The sequence below is a fragment of the Lysinibacillus sp. HST-98 genome (assembly GCF_016757845.1).
GTDB classification, from domain to species: domain Bacteria; phylum Bacillota; class Bacilli; order Bacillales_A; family Planococcaceae; genus Lysinibacillus; species Lysinibacillus capsici.
This window is the reverse complement of sequence record NZ_JAENHX010000010.1, coordinates 149,700-165,948: the sequence shown is the minus strand read 5'-3', so window position 1 is coordinate 165,948 and position 16,249 is coordinate 149,700. Positions and strand designations below refer to the sequence as shown.

Genomic DNA, 16,249 nt, shown 5'->3' with positions numbered 1-16,249 from the left:
AGCAGCTCGACCCCGCCCGCGGAAAGCGTCCGCCCGTAGTGGAAATCAACGGCTTTACTTTATTTTATTGTAAAAGAAAAAAGACTGTAGGCAAACTCAAAATTCATTGAGTTTGTCTACAGTCTGATATAACAATAATTGTTATAGAAGTTTATCCTCCTAAAACTCACTTTCAATGAAATCAGCTTCTTTAAAATAAATTTATTATAAAAGCAATTTCATCTATCATAACATACGCAACGTATAAATTACCCTATTTAATGGGACTAATTACCAAATGACATTTCTATTTCACTAATTCTCCTAGCAATATATCCCTTTTGACAAAATTAAAAACGAAATTAACGATACTTTTGTTTAATTAATTCTATTGCTTTTAAGTGCTTTTGATATAAACCATTATAAATAACATCCCCACATTCTTTTGAACAGAAGCGGTATAAATCCGGTACAGGTTGCTGTGAAAACGATATTGTAAAACCCCAGTATTCATGATGAGTCTTACTAGATACCTTTTCATCACAATTGCTACACTTAAAGCCCCACCCTCGCTTCAAATCTTTTCTAAATTCTTTACATTTATAACTTTGTTGTAAATTTTCTAGCGTTTGTTCATGTTCCCATATTGTCCAAGCATCAAATTGTTCGTGATCCATTATTCTATCACTCCTCAAATATTTTTCTGGCTGTACTAATACTACCTCCACTCAAAAACAATATCTATAGTATATGGTTATTGAATCATTTCTCGTCAATCCTAATGATGAGGTGATTACATGACGGATTTAACAAAAGTGGTTGGGGAGAGAATCCGCTTCTTACGTAAAGAACGTGGATTAAGCCAAGAAGAACTAGCATATCGTGCTTCCTTGCATAACACATATATTGGACAACTTGAACGTGGAGAAAAGAACGCTACAATTGAGAGCGTTGCAAAAGTATGTACTGCGTTAGAAATTACCTTAGAAGAGCTATTTGATGATAAAGAAGAAACCCATCCAAAAATGCTTAGCTTTGAGTTGGAGAAAATTGTACATCTGTTAGAAAGTCGTTCTAAGAAAGATCAAAAAGCTGTTTTAATGTTTATTGAGTCTTTAATCGCTTGGAAAGATAATGAGTAACTGTTGCGTAATAACTTTATGAGAGCAATTTATTGCGTATTGGTGCATCTACAACTTTTGAAAACGCACCACACCTCTGCATTTTTTGCTATCTAGAGAAAAACACTAAGTCAATAAAATACATTTCTATTGGATCTGACGTATAAGTTACTTAAGTTATCGTAGATTTCTACGGTAACTTAAGTAGATTTATACGAACTTACCGTAGATTTCTATTGGATTTCTACGGTAATAAATATGAAATAGAACTACAATTACTACTTATTATCTTAAAGTATGTACAGTAATAAAATCTTTGTGTATAACTATTCATATTACATATATCTATATATTGTAGTTATTGTAGTTGGTACTATAAACACCCTGATACGAATGTAATTTCAGCTCCTATTTCTTGTGTAGTAATAACGAAAAAGCTGTAGCCACATCTATTGTGAACTACAGCCTTTTCTATTCTTATTATGTGTTTCTAGAAATGTAAACGTACTTCCCAAACCTCCTTCTGAATATCTAATTCTTCCTCTAGTCTTTGTGTATCAATAACATAGCTTCGATTGGATTTCCCTCCAATAGTTCTTGGAGACGATGTATGCAATACAAAGCCTGATTGTGACTGATTTTCTTTTAATAAATTTTCAATTTGCTTATCAGAAAAGCGTTCATCTACATAATCATGTTCCTTCATGAATTTTCTTACTGCTGGGAGCCACATTTCTCTAGCAATAGTTAGCTTATTTTGTGCAGCATTATATTCATAATGCGTTCCTTTCTTAAACTCGTTATTATTCCTTTGTACAATCGCTGCTGTATGCTTGAATAAATTTTGTAAGGCATTATGAATCTTGTTACCACTAAAATGCTTCACTTGTTCTTCAATCACACCATATTGATCAATAGTACAATCAATTTGCAACTCATTAGCCAATTCATTAAACAAATGTACTCCAACTAATACCATAGCTAGATTTGCTAATGGACGTTCATGTAAATCATATTTACAATCAAGCATTTCTTTATAATGCTCATATAACGTACCTAGTAAAATATCTTCACGTTCAATCTTATTTAGTAACCACTGTACATAACCAAGCATAAAGCCAGACAATTTCAAAGAGTTAAGCTTTTTATATGCCTTTTTATAGCTTTCATTTTTCCTTAATGTATTAGGTGTAAGTTGAGCAATAATTAATCGTTCTAACATATTAGACTCTTCAAAGCTCGTTTCCCCCAACCATACGATTGGTGCCGAAGTGCCATATTTAATTGTGCCTTGGGAATTCTTACCCCGGCCATCCATTGTACCTTTATATGCATTTAAACCTAAATTCTTTAAACTTTTCCAGTTCGAGGCCGACATATTATATGGTCTAAATTCATCCAAGTAAAGAGGAATCCCATTTAACAAGTCCACCTCCCTTGTAACTGAGAAGATTGGACGGGTACAAGAACGTACTTCTGGATTACCAAATAATTTACCAAAAAGCTGCGCTGTACTCGTTTTACCTGCACTTTGTGTCCCCCATACCATTAATTGTGGAAAAGCATTCTCTGTATATTTGCGTAATAAAGCAGATACAGGTGTAATAAAGTGCCATCCAATGATTGTATTAATAACCGCTTCTTCATTAACTTGTACTAGTAACGGTAATACTTCTTTAGCAAGGTCCTTCCAATCATCAAACGAAAGCATATCCATTGATAAATCAAAATCCATCTCACCATCCATAATTTTTGGCATATAAAGATACTTACTATTTTCAACAATTCCATTACTGTCAATAACTTGATTAGGTGTAATAAAAAGATTCTTATAGATACCAATTTTACTAACTGCATATCTGTCTACAATTTCTTTGGTCATAAATAACTCTTTTAAATACTGTAAATGCTTGTCTCCACCGAGCCAGCTAGTTTTAGTGCTGTTGATTTCCTCAATAAAGCTTTTCTTACTAATAAACGCTCTAGCTGTTAATATAGTATTATTTAATGTTTCGCCATTACTTAAAGCTATATGACCTTTCAAATACTCATCTTTATTTGCATGTACTCTTTCCACTGGTACAAAAATGAAGTTGGATAATCGGCTTTGCTTTTCATAGTAACATTTATCATGTTCGTAGATGGAACATTCGTTTGAATCAACGCTATCAAGTAGCTTCTCTACGTCCTCTTTGTGCCGTCCGTCTTTTAAAGCTTTCGTTGCACTTTTAATAACCCCTTCAATGTACTTTAATTGAGCAGCTTTAGGACGGTCACTAATTTTCTCGCCAATTGCCCATTCGTCATTTAACAATACAAATGCAATTTCATCAGGTGTATGCTTAGCCTCTAGTAACTCGATTACCACATGGAAGATTTTCTTTGAACGATCCTCATCAGGCTGTGGACCTTTTACTATTAAATCTTTTAGGTAATACGAGCCCTTCAAATCATCAATGCTAATCGGTGTGACTCTATTTATTTCAATCGCTTCTACTAATTTACTTACTTCTTGAATTTCCACATCATCTAAATACGAAAAACTGTCTAAACTATAAGTAGCACCTGTATATTCCACTAGTGAACAAAGCTTAACGTCCATTAAGTTTTTCACATTTAAACTATTTGGCACTCGTAACAAACGTGCTAAATCTGCTGTATTATCTGCTTTAGCAAATGTATGCAGCTTTAAACTAAGCTCTTTAATGAACTTGAAGGCATTATCATCTACTACTTCAAATGGTTCATTAAATTTAAAATATGCATGGATACCATTTCCACTGGAAACCTTAGCAGTAGGCGGTGTAGGTAGTGAATCTACTATTTGCATCGCCTCTTCATATGTTGCGTGCTTTGGATCGATATCTAACCATAAGCCTGGTACATGTAAAACGTCCGCTTCTTTACCAGATTTCGTTTTACGTGTTGTTACACCGAAATAAACGTGGAACTTCTCTTCTTTGCCTTTTACAATTAAGCCTTCAAGTAACTTATCATTTACATCTTCTACAGCAATAAAACGCTGCTCTACATCTTCCCCTCTAATTAATCGAAACTCGACATACCCTTCTGATTGGCTAAACCAATCTTTTAGTAAGTTTTTTTGTTTAATGTCCATAATGTTAATTCTCCTCATAAAAGTTTTTATAGGGTTATTCACCCTTATTTGCCATATACGCAAGGCGTTTAGCAAAGTTAAATATTATTTTCAAATTCGCACCACTTTTCACGAATATTTTCTCATAGGTATCACATAGCTCCCGCCAAATCCCACTCTAATACTTGATTTAGTAGGCACCGGGGGGTATTTAGAAGATTCCTATTAAAACGTTACTTTTTATTCGTTCAGTGATTGAATTTGATTTGACAAGCTGTAACAACTCATTTCCATTGAAAGGTTACGCTCATTTAGTCGATAATACTTTTCTAGTTGTAAACTTCCATGCTGCTTCACCTCCGTTAATGACTTATACGAGGTCTATTTAGCAGAGTTAAATTATTTTTAAAGTTTTTATCAAACATAATTTAAATGAAGATTACAGCGTATTTGAATGATACTTTCTAGTTGTAAATTTTCATGTTGCTTCATCTCCTTCATTTCCTTATACGCAAGCTACATTACATAGTTAAATCGTTTTGTAAATTCACTATATAAAGTTCTTATATTCGCTCACATATGACTTATACGAGAACCATTTAGCAAAGTTAAATTACTTATAGAGTTACTAACTAATAAAACTGTCTAAACCGCTCACATAAACTTATACGAGGACTGTTTAGCAGAGTTAAATCATTTTTAAAAGTTTTTTCATTTCATCTATTTCAGCACAAAACTAAAAGCAGTTACTAAAACATACAAATGTTCTAGTAACTGCTTTGAGCTGTTGTCATTTTATAATGGCGTGCATATGTATTATCATTTTGAGTGCTTTTTGATTTAAAGTGGGGGGTAATATCATTCCCAATTAGTACAGCAATTAGGACATAGATAATCAGTTATGATGTCACGACTATCTGTTTCCATCCAATCTTCACATTTACCACAATAAACTTCCTTCACTATGTATGTTTCTAATCTTGATAGTTCAATCACCTTTGCTGTTTTCTCAGGCGTTTCATTCTTCACGAGATACTCACGTTCATAAGTATTACGGACTTCACCATGCATAGCCATTATAACCCCTCCTCCTATTAAGTGCTTTTTGATTTAAGTGGCGTGTTAACCCAATTTGTACAACAAGTAGGCAGAATATATCAGTTATAAAATATCGGCTATCTGTTTCTTGCCATTCTTCACATTTAGCGCAGTAAACTTTTTTACAACATAGTTTTCTATTCTTGAAAACTCGATAACTTTTGCTGATTTGTCGTAATCTGAATTCATTACGATACATTCACGTACTGTTTCATTTTGTACTTCACCGTGAGTATGCAAATTAAAAACCTCCTAGATAGTAAATACTGTCTTTATATCTTTCATCGAAAATACTCTTTTATATAGGTTGAAATACACGAGCACTTCTTGTCTAATTTCAAGTGTGTGTCGTTTAGATAATTTTAACATATTCTATCCTCTATTTTTAAAAGCTTACTTAGTTAAAAGTAAAAAAAGGGGATATTCTTATAGACTATGATTTAAAAACAAGCATCAAATTGTAATTAACAATGCCCTTTTCGCCTCGTATAAATCTATAACAGCAATTAAATTGCGGGGATTAAATGAAAGAGGAGTATGTAAAAAATGAATGTAATTTTAACAACTACTGAGATTGAAGAAATAGTTATAAAAGCCGTACAAAAGGCATTACAAGCCGCACAGCATGAATTTGTTGATAGTGGGTGGCTTTCATTAAAGGAAGGAGCTAAATACGCTGGTGTATCGTATAACACGCTATTAAAGTATCGTCAGTACGGCTTACAAGTATGTGAGATTGAAGGGATTAAGCGTATATCACGTAAAGAAATTGACCGCTTCTTTCAAGAACATAGCTTTTAATTAATAGTGGGATTTATCTTGTGATTCGTTATAATAATCATGAGGTAAATCCTCTTTTTAATCATTTGCCCCCGCAACTGATTCAGGAGGAAATACTATGACGAAAAAGAAAGTATCACCCATCAAAAGCTATAAGCTGAAAAACGGTGAAACACGATATGAGTTCCCAGCCTATTTAGGGATTGATCCATTAACGGGGAAACAGAAGCGCACAATGAAACGTGGCTTTAAAACACGTAAAGAAGCTGAATTAGCACTTGCACGTTTAAAGCTTGATGTAGCAAATGGTACGTACAAAAAAGAGCGTGCTGAAACATATCAAGAGGTTTACGATTTGTGGGTTGTTCAGTATGAAAATACGGTTGAGGAAAGTACATTCGTGAAAACAACTGGCATTTTTAAAAATCACATTTTGCCTGTCATGGGGAATTACAAAATTGAAAAGATTACGGTGGACATATGTCAAAAGCATATCAATAAGTGGGCGGGAAAATTGAAGAAGTTCCGTATAGTTAAATCATACGCCGCTAAAGTATTAGATTTTGCTATGAAGCGTGGATTCATTCAAACTAACCCTTTTGCACTTGTAGAAATGCCTACTAATCTAACCAAGAAAACTAGCGTTACCAATGATGATGAAGATGAAAACTTCTACACACGTGAGCAGCTTGTTCAATTCCTTACATGCTTAGAACAAGAGAGTAACTACAAAGCATTTGCCCTATTCCGTTTACTAGCGTTTAGCGGTATGCGTAAAGGTGAAGCATTGGCACTGACGTGGAATGACTTAAACTTCACAACAAACGAGCTACGCATTAATAAGGCCATTTCAAGAGGAAAAGAAAATCAGCTATATGTAAAATCTACAAAAACAGGTGTTGCTCGTACTATTAAAATGGACGATAAAACAATGGCAATATTAAAAGAGTGGAAGAAAAAGCAGAAGCAGGATTATTTAATACTAGGCTTCAATACAATGCAACCTAAGCAGCTTGTGTTTAGTAATGAACAAAATGAATATTTACAGCCAACGAAAACTCGTAAGTGGATATTACATGTACAACAGAAGTACAATCTAGGTGCTATTACGACGCATGGTTTACGACATACACATTGTTCATTGTTATTTGAAGCGGGTGCTAGTATAAAGGAAGTTCAGGATCGTTTAGGGCATAGTGACGTTCAAACGACAATGAACATCTATGCACACGTTACGAAGAAAGCAAAAGAAGAAGCTATACAGAAGTTCGCCAGCTACATTGAAATGTAGTTGAGCGACTACGCTTTGACTACGTTTTTGACTACGTTCGTTTGATACTCAATGAAACTATATGACATAGACAAAATAAAAAACCCTTGATATACAAGGGTTTTGACGTTCATTGAAATCCAATGAAATCGTATTATGGAGACGGCGGGAGTCGAACCCGCGTCCAGAAACTCCAATACTTCAGCTTCTACGCGTGTAGTTTGCCTATTTACGATTCACGTAACATTATGCCGACAAACAGGCGTCCTGTACGCTAACCTGGAAATCTCTTGCCGATGACTCAGGTGGCACCATCGACCGTATCCCACTAAAGTTGGGCCCCACGTTCTCTACATGGGCGATAGAGAGGCAGAGCGCTTACGAGCTTACGCTGCGAAAGCTAAGTTTTGTTGTTTGCCAGTTATTATATAACTGTCGTTGATGACGGAGCCGAGCCCTCCGACGCGCGACCAAAGCTTGAACCATCCCTGTCGAATCCGTAACGTCCCCGGATATAATCCGGTTATAAACCGTTCGGACAACGCTGCACAAGGCAGGTTGTAAATGAACATCGTATGAGTAGATGCTCACTGGCATGTGTTACTATTATAAAATAAATAGCTTAAAACATCAAGTAGAGACATTTTATAAGTTGGATCAGCGTTCTTATAGAAGCCTAGGAAAAGTTGAGCATCTCTACTTTTCTAACATTCTAGTTTATCGCGATTTTTTTTCCTTTGAAGAAGTCTTTCCTCTAAATTGCTTGTGCCGATTATAACGCCTGAAATAATAATTAAACTGCCGATAAATTGTTGCAGTGTAATGATTTCATGTAAAAATAAGGCTGCTCCAATGAGTGCGAATATGGTATTAAAATTCACAAAAATAGCGGATTCCGCTGCACCAATGTGTTTTATACATAAGTTATATAGTGTATGTCCGATCGAAGTGGCTAAAATGGCGGACATGAAAAATACGAGCCATATGAACGGGCTGAAGGATACAAAAGCCCCGTAGCTTCGAAGGCTTGTAGCGAATGTGAAAATTAATAAGAGTGATGAGCCTATGAGAAGCATCCAGCCTGTCATCAGCATGGGAGAGATGACTTCCGTGGCTCGGCGAATGGCAATAAAGCTAAAGGCCTGCAAAAAGAATGACATAAAGACGAGAAAATCACCTAGCTGTAGGTTGGTCAGCTCAGTAATGTCGTCTACCACTGCGAATAGCACGCCAACTCCACCCAGTGCAAAGCCAATTAATTTAGATTTTGTCATAACCGTGTCTTTAAATAGTACGGCAATGAGAGCCGTGAAAAGTGGGCTGAGACCACTAATAATGGCTGTTTTCATGGCTGTTGTTTGAACGATGCCATATGCTAAAAAGACATGGTGACAAATGACGCCGAAAAAACAACCAATGAATATGTACTTAAATGGCATCCCCTTTCTATAAAGCGGCTGCTTCGTTAGCTTTAAAATAATAAAAATCGTAATAGCTGCAAGAAAAATACGCGCCGTTTGTATCGTTAATGGATCGCCATTGGAAACAATCACTTTTAGCCATGTAACGTTCATGCCCCAAAGAAACATAACGAAAACTAAAATGGAATAAACCTTTGCATTTGCCAAGTCATCACCTCCTGTTTTATTCGATCGCAAGATAAGAAGCCTCTCTATGTTCTATGAGACAACAGGCTAACACCTGCAGCAGGACCCAAATTGAAATTTGCCTCAATAAAAGGAGCATTTATAATAAGTCTAGTAGACTATTCATAAGAAAGTAGGCCGCCAGGAAAGACATCGCCTTCCAAACAGCCTACCATACTTCATACTCATCCTTAAGCAGTTCTCACCTTTTGATAAATGTATGTTCCATCTTTCATTTCATCAAGCTGTACGAGGTCACCGATTTGGACATTTTCTTGAATGCGCACTGTTAGCTTGGCTGTTGAATCCTTTAGCTGTACTAGTGCCACAGTATACGGTGCCAAATGGGCATATTCTGCTGGTGCAATATGAATGACCGTAAAGCTGTACACGGTTCCCTCATCTGGGACTTCTCGTTCGTTTTTAATTTCTTGGCGGCAGGTGCTGCAATACACTTTTTTCGTTACTGACTCTACACCACAGCATTCATAAATCTTCATCTGCTACACCCTTTCTAATATGTGGACAACCGAATAAGAACCAGTACCACCTAAATTTTGTGCAAGTGCTAACCGCGGTCGTTTTTCTAGCTGGTTTGGTGCGTGTCCACGTAATTGGAGTACTAATTGGTAAAACTGCGCCACACCTGTTGCGCCAATAGGATGTCCTCTCGATAATAGACCTCCGCTTGTATTGACAGGCTTTTCTCCGTTCACGCGCGTTTTTCCTTGCTCAATAGCTAGCCAGCCTTCTAATTTCGGGAAAAAACCAAGCTCTTCAATGGCTAGCATTTCTGTCATGGAGAAGCAATCGTGAATTTCCACAACATCAATATCCTCAGGACCAATCCCTGCTTTTTCATAGGCTTGCTGACCTGAAATGCGAATCGCTGGTAATGATAGTAAATCAATGGCATCCTGCATCATTGTCGGTCCTGAAGCCTGTGCAGATGCTACTATTTTAATATCCGATGGCTTACGAGATAACACAACTGCTGCTGCTCCATCTGTAATAGGTGAACAATCGAATAAACCAAGTGGATCTGTAATCATACGTGCATTCATTATTTCTTCGAGTGTTGCTGGTTTTTGGAATTGGGCTAATGGATTTTGTAATGCATTTTCACGGTTTTTCAACGCTAATTTTGCTAAATGGGATTTATTTGCACCTGTCTCATGGAAGTAGCGGTTTGCGACTACGCCAAAAAATCCTGGGAAAGTTAGACCCGCATAACGTTCGTTTGTCGTCTGATCCATTGCAGAGTTAATAAATTGCGTCACCGTGGCGGTTGGGGCATGCTTCATTTTTTCTACACCGACAACTAAAACGCTTTCATATTCGCCACTTAATATACCTAAAATGCCTTGTCGTAATGCAATACCACCTGATGCACAGGCACCTTCTAATTTGGCTGTAGGAATGGGTCCGAGCCCTAGGTCATTTGCTACGATCGCACCTAGAATTTCTTGATTGGCTAAGCTACCTCCCATATAGTTGCCAACAAAAACCGCATCGATTTTTAAGTCTCTTGCCTCATCTAGCGCCTCTTTACTAGCAGTGAGCATTAAATCCTTTAATGAAGCATTTTCATTGTTACCGAACTTCGTCATGCTTACACTATGAACATATACCGTCATTGTGTCACCTCCATATGCTGTTTTACTAGCTCACGTTTTAAAATCTTCCCATAGGAGCTTTTTGGTAGGGCTTCTACTAAGAAAATTTCTTTTGGCTTTTTAAAGCTCGCTAAATGTTGCTGACAAAGCTCGATTAAGGCATCCTTCTCAATTTCCCCACGGCCGTTTGGCACGACATAGGCGACAATGGATTCGCCCCATTTGTCATCTGGAATACCAATTACACATGTTTCCTTGACGAATTCATGCTTGTTCAACACTTCCTCTACTTCTCGCGGATAGATATTTACACCACCTGAAATAATGACCTCCTTTTTACGGTCCACGATCGATAGGTAGCCATGCGCATCTAGCTTGCCTAAATCACCTGTATGAAGCCAGCCATCACGCAATGTTTCGGCAGTCGCCTTTTCGTTATTCCAATAGCCTTGCATAATAAGCGGGCCCTTTGCCGTAATTTCGCCTATTTCTCCTACTGGACATTCATTGCCCTCAGCATCCACGATTTTCACATCAACAAATGGTCCAACTCTACCACATGAATCAAGGCGAGATGGTAAATCCTCGCGTGGCATCATCGAAATGCACATCGGTCCCTCTACTTGACCATAGGTTTCTACAAATTTTGTTCCTACTTTATCTAGTGCCTCTTGCAACTTAGCGGCAGCGATCGGTGAGCCTGCCATATTAATCGATTTAATGGTACGAAGCTTCTGTGGGTTGAACTGATCGTGCTGAATCATAAGGTTGACCATCGTTGGGACTAGGAAAATGATTGAAATACGGTCCTGCTCTAATAAATGAACAAATTGCTCTGGCTCAAATTTATCGTAAATAACTTGTGTTAAGCCATAGAGCCATGCCACATGACTTAAAAAGTTTGCCCCGTGTGTCAGTGGTGCGACGTGACCGAGCATATCCGTATAGTCAACTTCACACGCTATTGCTAAGGATAGGGCTCCACTAACCATATTGCGATGTGATAGCATAACGCCTTTCGGATTACCTGTCGTCCCTGAAGTATACATAATGGCCATCGTATCATTTTCTTCCACTTCATTTTCATGGGACTGCCCTTTAAACTGTTTCACTACTAGCTCATACGGTTCTCCACAATAAAGAATTGGAAAGTCAATTTGTAGCGGATCAATTAATGATTTTTCACCAATCATCAAACTCATACCTGAATCCTTCACCTGATACTCATGTTCTTTCGGATGCAAGCGGTAATTAAGTGGGACTTTAATAAGACCATATAAAGAAACAGCTACATCAAGCTCTATATGCTCTAATCGATTTGACATTAAAATACCTACGCGCTCTCCTTTTTGTAAGTTCAGGCTTTTAAAATAAGCTGTTAGAGCATAGGCCCGTTCCATCAAATCGGCATAGGAAATCGCACGATCTTTGAATTTAACTGCTATTTTATCTGGATACGCTCGAGCCGATTTCAGTGCTAATTGGCCAATTGTACTCATTTATCTTCCCCCTATTCATCAAAATGAAAAATTAGAACCCCAAATTGTTGATCCTTCCGTCTTTTCGGTATCGCCTCTCTTAATGGATAGAGGATGAATTCGACTGTGATAGCGATTTCATTTTCTCCTTCAAGAAAATGACCACCAGTAAAATGTTGATCACAATCGACAAAAGATCCATGGAAATGAATATCTAAATCATTCGTCTCCATATCTATCCCAATAAACCCTAAACCAGAAATAAGTTCGACCGGAGAGGTAGTTTGCCGTTTTGGTGAATAAACAATGGTCCCTTGCTTTTCACCTCTTTGAACTTGGACATAGGTAGCCTGCTTTAGGGATCCCATGCATTGAAATTGCCCTCCCTTTACCCCAAAGTGATTGCAAACCTCTTTTATCCCTGTAAATAAATCCGTTCCTGCTTTCAATCTTCCGATAATTCTATCCGTAGGTCGGTCATACAAAGCTTGCCAACGAGAATTATCCAATACTAATCCCTCCATCTACCTTTAACACCTGAGCAGTTGCATAGCTAGCCTCCCTCGATGCAAAGTATAAGACAGCACTTGCAATATCATCAGGTGTGCCGATACGCTTAATAACCTGCTGATCTAAATTGTATGGAACCCCTGTTGTAATACCTGTTAAGGTTGCGCCTGGTGCCACAGAGTTACAAGTAATATTAAGTGGGCCAAGCTCTTTTGCTACCCATTTCGTAAGGGCAATAACCCCTCCTTTTGATGCAGCATAAGCTGGACCTGAGCGACCTGTACCATCTTCGCCAGAGGTAACACCGCCGTTTAAACCTGAAACTGAGCTAATATTAATAATCCGACCATATTGTGCATCCTTCATATGTGGGTAAACACATGCCTGGGTAAACATAAACGTTGCTTTTAAGTTCGTATCAAGATCACGCGACCATTCCTCAAAAGTCATTGTTTCAATATTTTTTCGGCTACATGTCCCAGCATTGTTCACCAAGATATGAATCTCTCCATACTTTTCAACTGTGCGATTGACTGTTGCTTTCACAAACTCTGCATCACGAATATCTCCTAAGCATTCTAAATAGCTATCATGTGCTAGTTTTTCAATTGTTTTCTCACAGGAATTTAAGTCAACTAAAACAACATGTACCCCTTGCTTTGAAAGCTGGACCGCAACGGCTTGTCCAATCCCACTTGCCGCTCCTGTAACAATCGCTACATCATCTTTTAATGTCATCATGGTGTTCCCCTTTGCTATTTAATATTTAATAAATCTGGTAAAAATGTTGATAGAGAAGGTATATAGGTTACAAGTAATAAAACGATAACCGAAGCAACAATAAACGGGACCACCCCTTTTGAAATTTGAACGATATTAGCCTTTGAAATACTGGCAGCAACATATAAATTCAAGCCAACAGGTGGTGTAAATAAGCCGATTGCTAAGTTAATCGTCATAAACACGCCAAATACAGCCGGGTCTACATCGAGCATTAACATAATTGGAAGTAATATCGGGACAAATATATAAAACGCAGAAATGGCATCGATAAATGCACCAGCAATTAATAGAATAATATTTACTAGTAGTAAAATAATGATTTTATTATCTGTTAAACCTAAAACGGTATCTGAAATAGTTGAGGCAATTTGCTCTGTTGTGACAATATAGGCAAAGACAGAGGCGGCACTTACGATAATCATTACAACTGCTGTTTGTAACGCCGATTCAATAAAAATACGATACATCATTTTTATGTAGCCTTTTCGATGGATAAACAATCCTACAATTAGTCCATATACAACCGCAATAACTGCCGCTTCTGTTGGTGTGAAAAACCCTCCATAGATTCCACCTAAAATAATGACAGGAATCATTAATCCAGGAAGTGCCTTAATAAATGCATCCCAGCGTTCTTTTCCTGTACTTTTTCGCTTAACTGCTTCCACAGTGTCATTAAAAATACCTTTTTTAATGTCCCGTTTACGAACGTACATTCCAGCAATAAATAAACCGATTCCTACTAAAATACCTGGTATAACCCCTGCCATAAAAAGACGGTTAATTGTAATAGGGATTTGATCTCCTGCTACTACTGCAAAAATAATGAAGGCAATCGATGGGGGAATAATAATACCTATCGCACCCGCACTCGCCACTAATCCCCCAGCAGTTTCTTTACGGTAGCCGTTTTTCACCATTGCCGGAATGAGAATACCTCCAATGGCAGCAACTGTGGCTGGACCAGACCCTGAAATAGCAGCGAAGAAAATCGCTACTAATACCGTTACAAGTACAATGCCACCTTTACGATGTCCAACTAATGTTTGTGCAAAATCGATTAAACGCTTAGAAATTCCGATATGGTCCATAATGACACCCGCTAAAATAAAGAATGGAATCGCTAATAGCGTAAACTTTGCCACGCTCGTATACATAATATCTGTTAATGCTTCAAATCCTGATAGCCCTTGTGATGTAAATAGGACTACCATTGAGGCCACCGCTAAGGAAGCAGCGATCGGCACCCTTAAAAATACAAGCACGATAAAGGAGCCAAAAAGTAATAATGCTATCATGCTAGCTCATCTCCTTCCGCTCCATTCCCTTCATTACTTACCGCTTTATATTCTTCAACCATCGCTTGAACTGTACGAATTAAACATAGTAATGCACCTAAAGGTAAGGCCGAAGATAAAATCCACTGCGGCATTCCTAATGCCGGTGTTGTTTGATTAATCTCCATTTGGAACAATACCATATCAATGCCGTAATAAAGTAATACGGCAAACAATACGCCACTTGCTACTGATGAAATAATGACAATCGCCTTTTTTGTCAGCTTATTCCCTTTATCGAACAATAAGGTAAAACCAAGGTGTGCGTATCTACGCACACCCAATGCTGTACCAACAAATGTAAGCAATACTAACAAATTAACTGTGATTTCTTCTGTAAAAGAAAGGGATAAGTTGACTAAATTACGAGAAACAATGTTTACAAATGTTATAAATGTAATCGCTGCAAATGTAACGCTTAATATAATCTCTTCAAAATAGTCTAAGAATTTCATATGTTTCCCCCTTATGGCGTAAACGCTTTCAATAAATCTTCTCCCCAAATATCCGTATATTTATCATAAATAGGCTGAACAGCTTTTTTAAACGCTTCCAATTCTGCATCTGTTGGCGTATAAACATTCATTCCTTTAGCTTTTAAATCTTCAATTTGTGATGCTTCTTTTTCACGTGCAATTTTCACTTGATATGCAGCTGCCTCTTTACCTAGTCGATCAAATAATTCACGGTCTGCATCACTTAAAGAATCATAGAGCTTTTTATTCATACCTAACACTAATGGATCATATGAATAGTTCCACAATGTTAAGTAATCCTGAACTTCGTCAAGCTTTGACGAAGCAATAACATCAATAGGATTTTCTTGCCCATCAATCGTTCCTTGCTGCAATGCTGTAAACACTTCTGAGAATGTCATTGTTGCAGGATCTGTTCCTAATGAACGGTATAAATCTGTGTACATGGTAATACCAGGTATACGAATCTTTAATCCCTTTAAATCTTCTGGTAGCTTAATTTCACGCTTACTATTCGTTATTTGACGGAAACCATTCTCTCCATAGCCTAAAGCTTGTACACCCTTTTCAGCTAAAAGTTCTTTAAGCTTTTCTCCCCCTTCTCCATTAAACACTTTATCTACCTCTGAATGATCCTTAAGTAAAAAAGGTGCACTTGTCACACCAAAACGTTGATCTAAAATCGAATAAATAATCGTAGAGTTAAATGTTAAATCGATTGAACCCTTTGCTAAGCCTTCAACAGCCTTACCCGAATCTCCCCCAGATAATTGTTCATTTGTAAATACTTCAATTTTAATGCGACCATCTGTTTCCTTATCCATATCATCTGCCAGTTTTTTTGCTGCCTCATACCATGTTGATGAATCAGATACTGTGACAGACATTTTTAATTTATATGACTTTTCTTTATCATCAGCATCCCCGCTACTGCTACCACCACAGGCAGCTAGTATTGCTGATACGATCAAGAGCATAGCCAAGAGAAGATTTCTCCCTTTTAAAAATTTCCTCATAAAATATCCCCCTACTCTTTTTATATTAGATTCTATAATTAT

16 protein-coding genes and 1 other RNA gene are annotated in these 16,249 nt (G+C 37.4%); 3 read left to right on the top strand and 14 right to left on the bottom strand.

Annotated features, from left to right (window positions below; all coding sequences use genetic code 11):
• Positions 1–341 precede the first annotated feature (341 nt).
• A complete protein-coding gene (locus tag JIN86_RS19850) occupies positions 342–656 on the bottom strand; it encodes a hypothetical protein (RefSeq protein WP_202342687.1) in 315 nt (104 codons plus the stop codon).
• Positions 657–776: 120 nt separating this feature from the next.
• Here JIN86_RS19850 and JIN86_RS19845 point away from each other — a divergent pair, with 120 nt between their 5' ends.
• Complete coding sequence (locus JIN86_RS19845) at positions 777–1,121, top strand: helix-turn-helix domain-containing protein (protein ID WP_202342686.1); 345 nt, start codon at positions 777–779, stop codon at positions 1,119–1,121.
• A gap of 469 nt (positions 1,122–1,590) precedes the next feature.
• On the opposite strand, the gene JIN86_RS19840 is transcribed toward JIN86_RS19845, so the two are convergent.
• The 3 genes from JIN86_RS19840 to JIN86_RS19830 form a co-directional block, all read right to left on the bottom strand.
• Positions 1,591–4,218 carry a hypothetical protein gene (locus tag JIN86_RS19840; RefSeq protein WP_202342685.1) on the bottom strand — a complete coding sequence of 876 codons (2,628 nt, stop codon included), beginning with the start codon at positions 4,216–4,218 and terminating at the stop codon, positions 1,591–1,593.
• Positions 4,219–5,055: 837 nt separating this feature from the next.
• Positions 5,056–5,274 carry a hypothetical protein gene (locus JIN86_RS19835; RefSeq protein WP_202342684.1) on the bottom strand — a complete coding sequence of 73 codons (219 nt, stop codon included), beginning with the start codon at positions 5,272–5,274 and terminating at the stop codon, positions 5,056–5,058.
• A gap of 84 nt (positions 5,275–5,358) precedes the next feature.
• Complete coding sequence (locus JIN86_RS19830) at positions 5,359–5,535, bottom strand: hypothetical protein (RefSeq protein ID WP_202342683.1); 177 nt, start codon at positions 5,533–5,535, stop codon at positions 5,359–5,361.
• Positions 5,536–5,841: 306 nt separating this feature from the next.
• Here JIN86_RS19830 and JIN86_RS19825 point away from each other — a divergent pair, with 306 nt between their 5' ends.
• On the top strand, positions 5,842–6,096 hold the full coding sequence (locus tag JIN86_RS19825) for a helix-turn-helix domain-containing protein (RefSeq protein ID WP_202342682.1): 255 nt from the start codon (positions 5,842–5,844) through the stop codon (positions 6,094–6,096).
• A 97-nt stretch (positions 6,097–6,193) separates the two neighbouring features.
• Entirely contained in the window at positions 6,194–7,366 is a 1,173-nt protein-coding gene (locus JIN86_RS19820) for a site-specific integrase (RefSeq protein WP_202342681.1), read from the top strand.
• A 133-nt stretch (positions 7,367–7,499) separates the two neighbouring features.
• On the opposite strand, the gene ssrA is transcribed toward JIN86_RS19820, so the two are convergent.
• The 10 genes from ssrA to JIN86_RS19770 form a co-directional block, all read right to left on the bottom strand.
• Positions 7,500–7,855, bottom strand: a transfer-messenger RNA (tmRNA) gene (gene ssrA, locus JIN86_RS19815).
• A 194-nt stretch (positions 7,856–8,049) separates the two neighbouring features.
• Entirely contained in the window at positions 8,050–8,973 is a 924-nt protein-coding gene (locus tag JIN86_RS19810) for a DMT family transporter (protein WP_202342680.1), read from the bottom strand.
• 209 nt (positions 8,974–9,182) lie between these two features.
• The gene (locus JIN86_RS19805; protein ID WP_009373207.1) at positions 9,183–9,491 is read right to left on the bottom strand and encodes a Zn-ribbon domain-containing OB-fold protein; all 309 of its coding nucleotides are present in this window, start codon (positions 9,489–9,491) and stop codon (positions 9,183–9,185) included.
• 3 nt (positions 9,492–9,494) lie between these two features.
• Positions 9,495–10,628, bottom strand: a complete 1,134-nt coding sequence (locus tag JIN86_RS19800; RefSeq protein ID WP_202342679.1) for a thiolase C-terminal domain-containing protein — start codon at positions 10,626–10,628, stop codon at positions 9,495–9,497.
• Positions 10,625–12,106: a class I adenylate-forming enzyme family protein gene (locus JIN86_RS19795; protein WP_202342678.1), complete on the bottom strand. Its 1,482-nt coding sequence runs from the start codon at positions 12,104–12,106 to the stop codon at positions 10,625–10,627. Before JIN86_RS19795 ends, JIN86_RS19800 begins: the two co-directional genes overlap by 4 nt.
• An 11-nt stretch (positions 12,107–12,117) precedes the next feature.
• Positions 12,118–12,594, bottom strand: a complete 477-nt coding sequence (locus tag JIN86_RS19790; protein WP_009373214.1) for a PCC domain-containing protein — start codon at positions 12,592–12,594, stop codon at positions 12,118–12,120.
• A complete protein-coding gene (locus tag JIN86_RS19785) occupies positions 12,587–13,336 on the bottom strand; it encodes an SDR family NAD(P)-dependent oxidoreductase (protein WP_009373217.1) in 750 nt (249 codons plus the stop codon). Before JIN86_RS19785 ends, JIN86_RS19790 begins: the two co-directional genes overlap by 8 nt.
• Positions 13,337–13,350: 14 nt before the next feature.
• Positions 13,351–14,676, bottom strand: coding sequence for a TRAP transporter large permease (locus JIN86_RS19780; protein WP_202342677.1), 1,326 nt, complete (start codon positions 14,674–14,676; stop codon positions 13,351–13,353).
• Positions 14,673–15,170 carry a TRAP transporter small permease gene (locus JIN86_RS19775; RefSeq protein WP_112116600.1) on the bottom strand — a complete coding sequence of 166 codons (498 nt, stop codon included), beginning with the start codon at positions 15,168–15,170 and terminating at the stop codon, positions 14,673–14,675. The genes JIN86_RS19780 and JIN86_RS19775 overlap by 4 nt, the downstream gene beginning before the upstream one ends.
• An 11-nt stretch (positions 15,171–15,181) precedes the next feature.
• Positions 15,182–16,207, bottom strand: a complete 1,026-nt coding sequence (locus JIN86_RS19770; protein WP_009373225.1) for a DctP family TRAP transporter solute-binding subunit — start codon at positions 16,205–16,207, stop codon at positions 15,182–15,184.
• Positions 16,208–16,249: the final 42 nt, after the last annotated feature.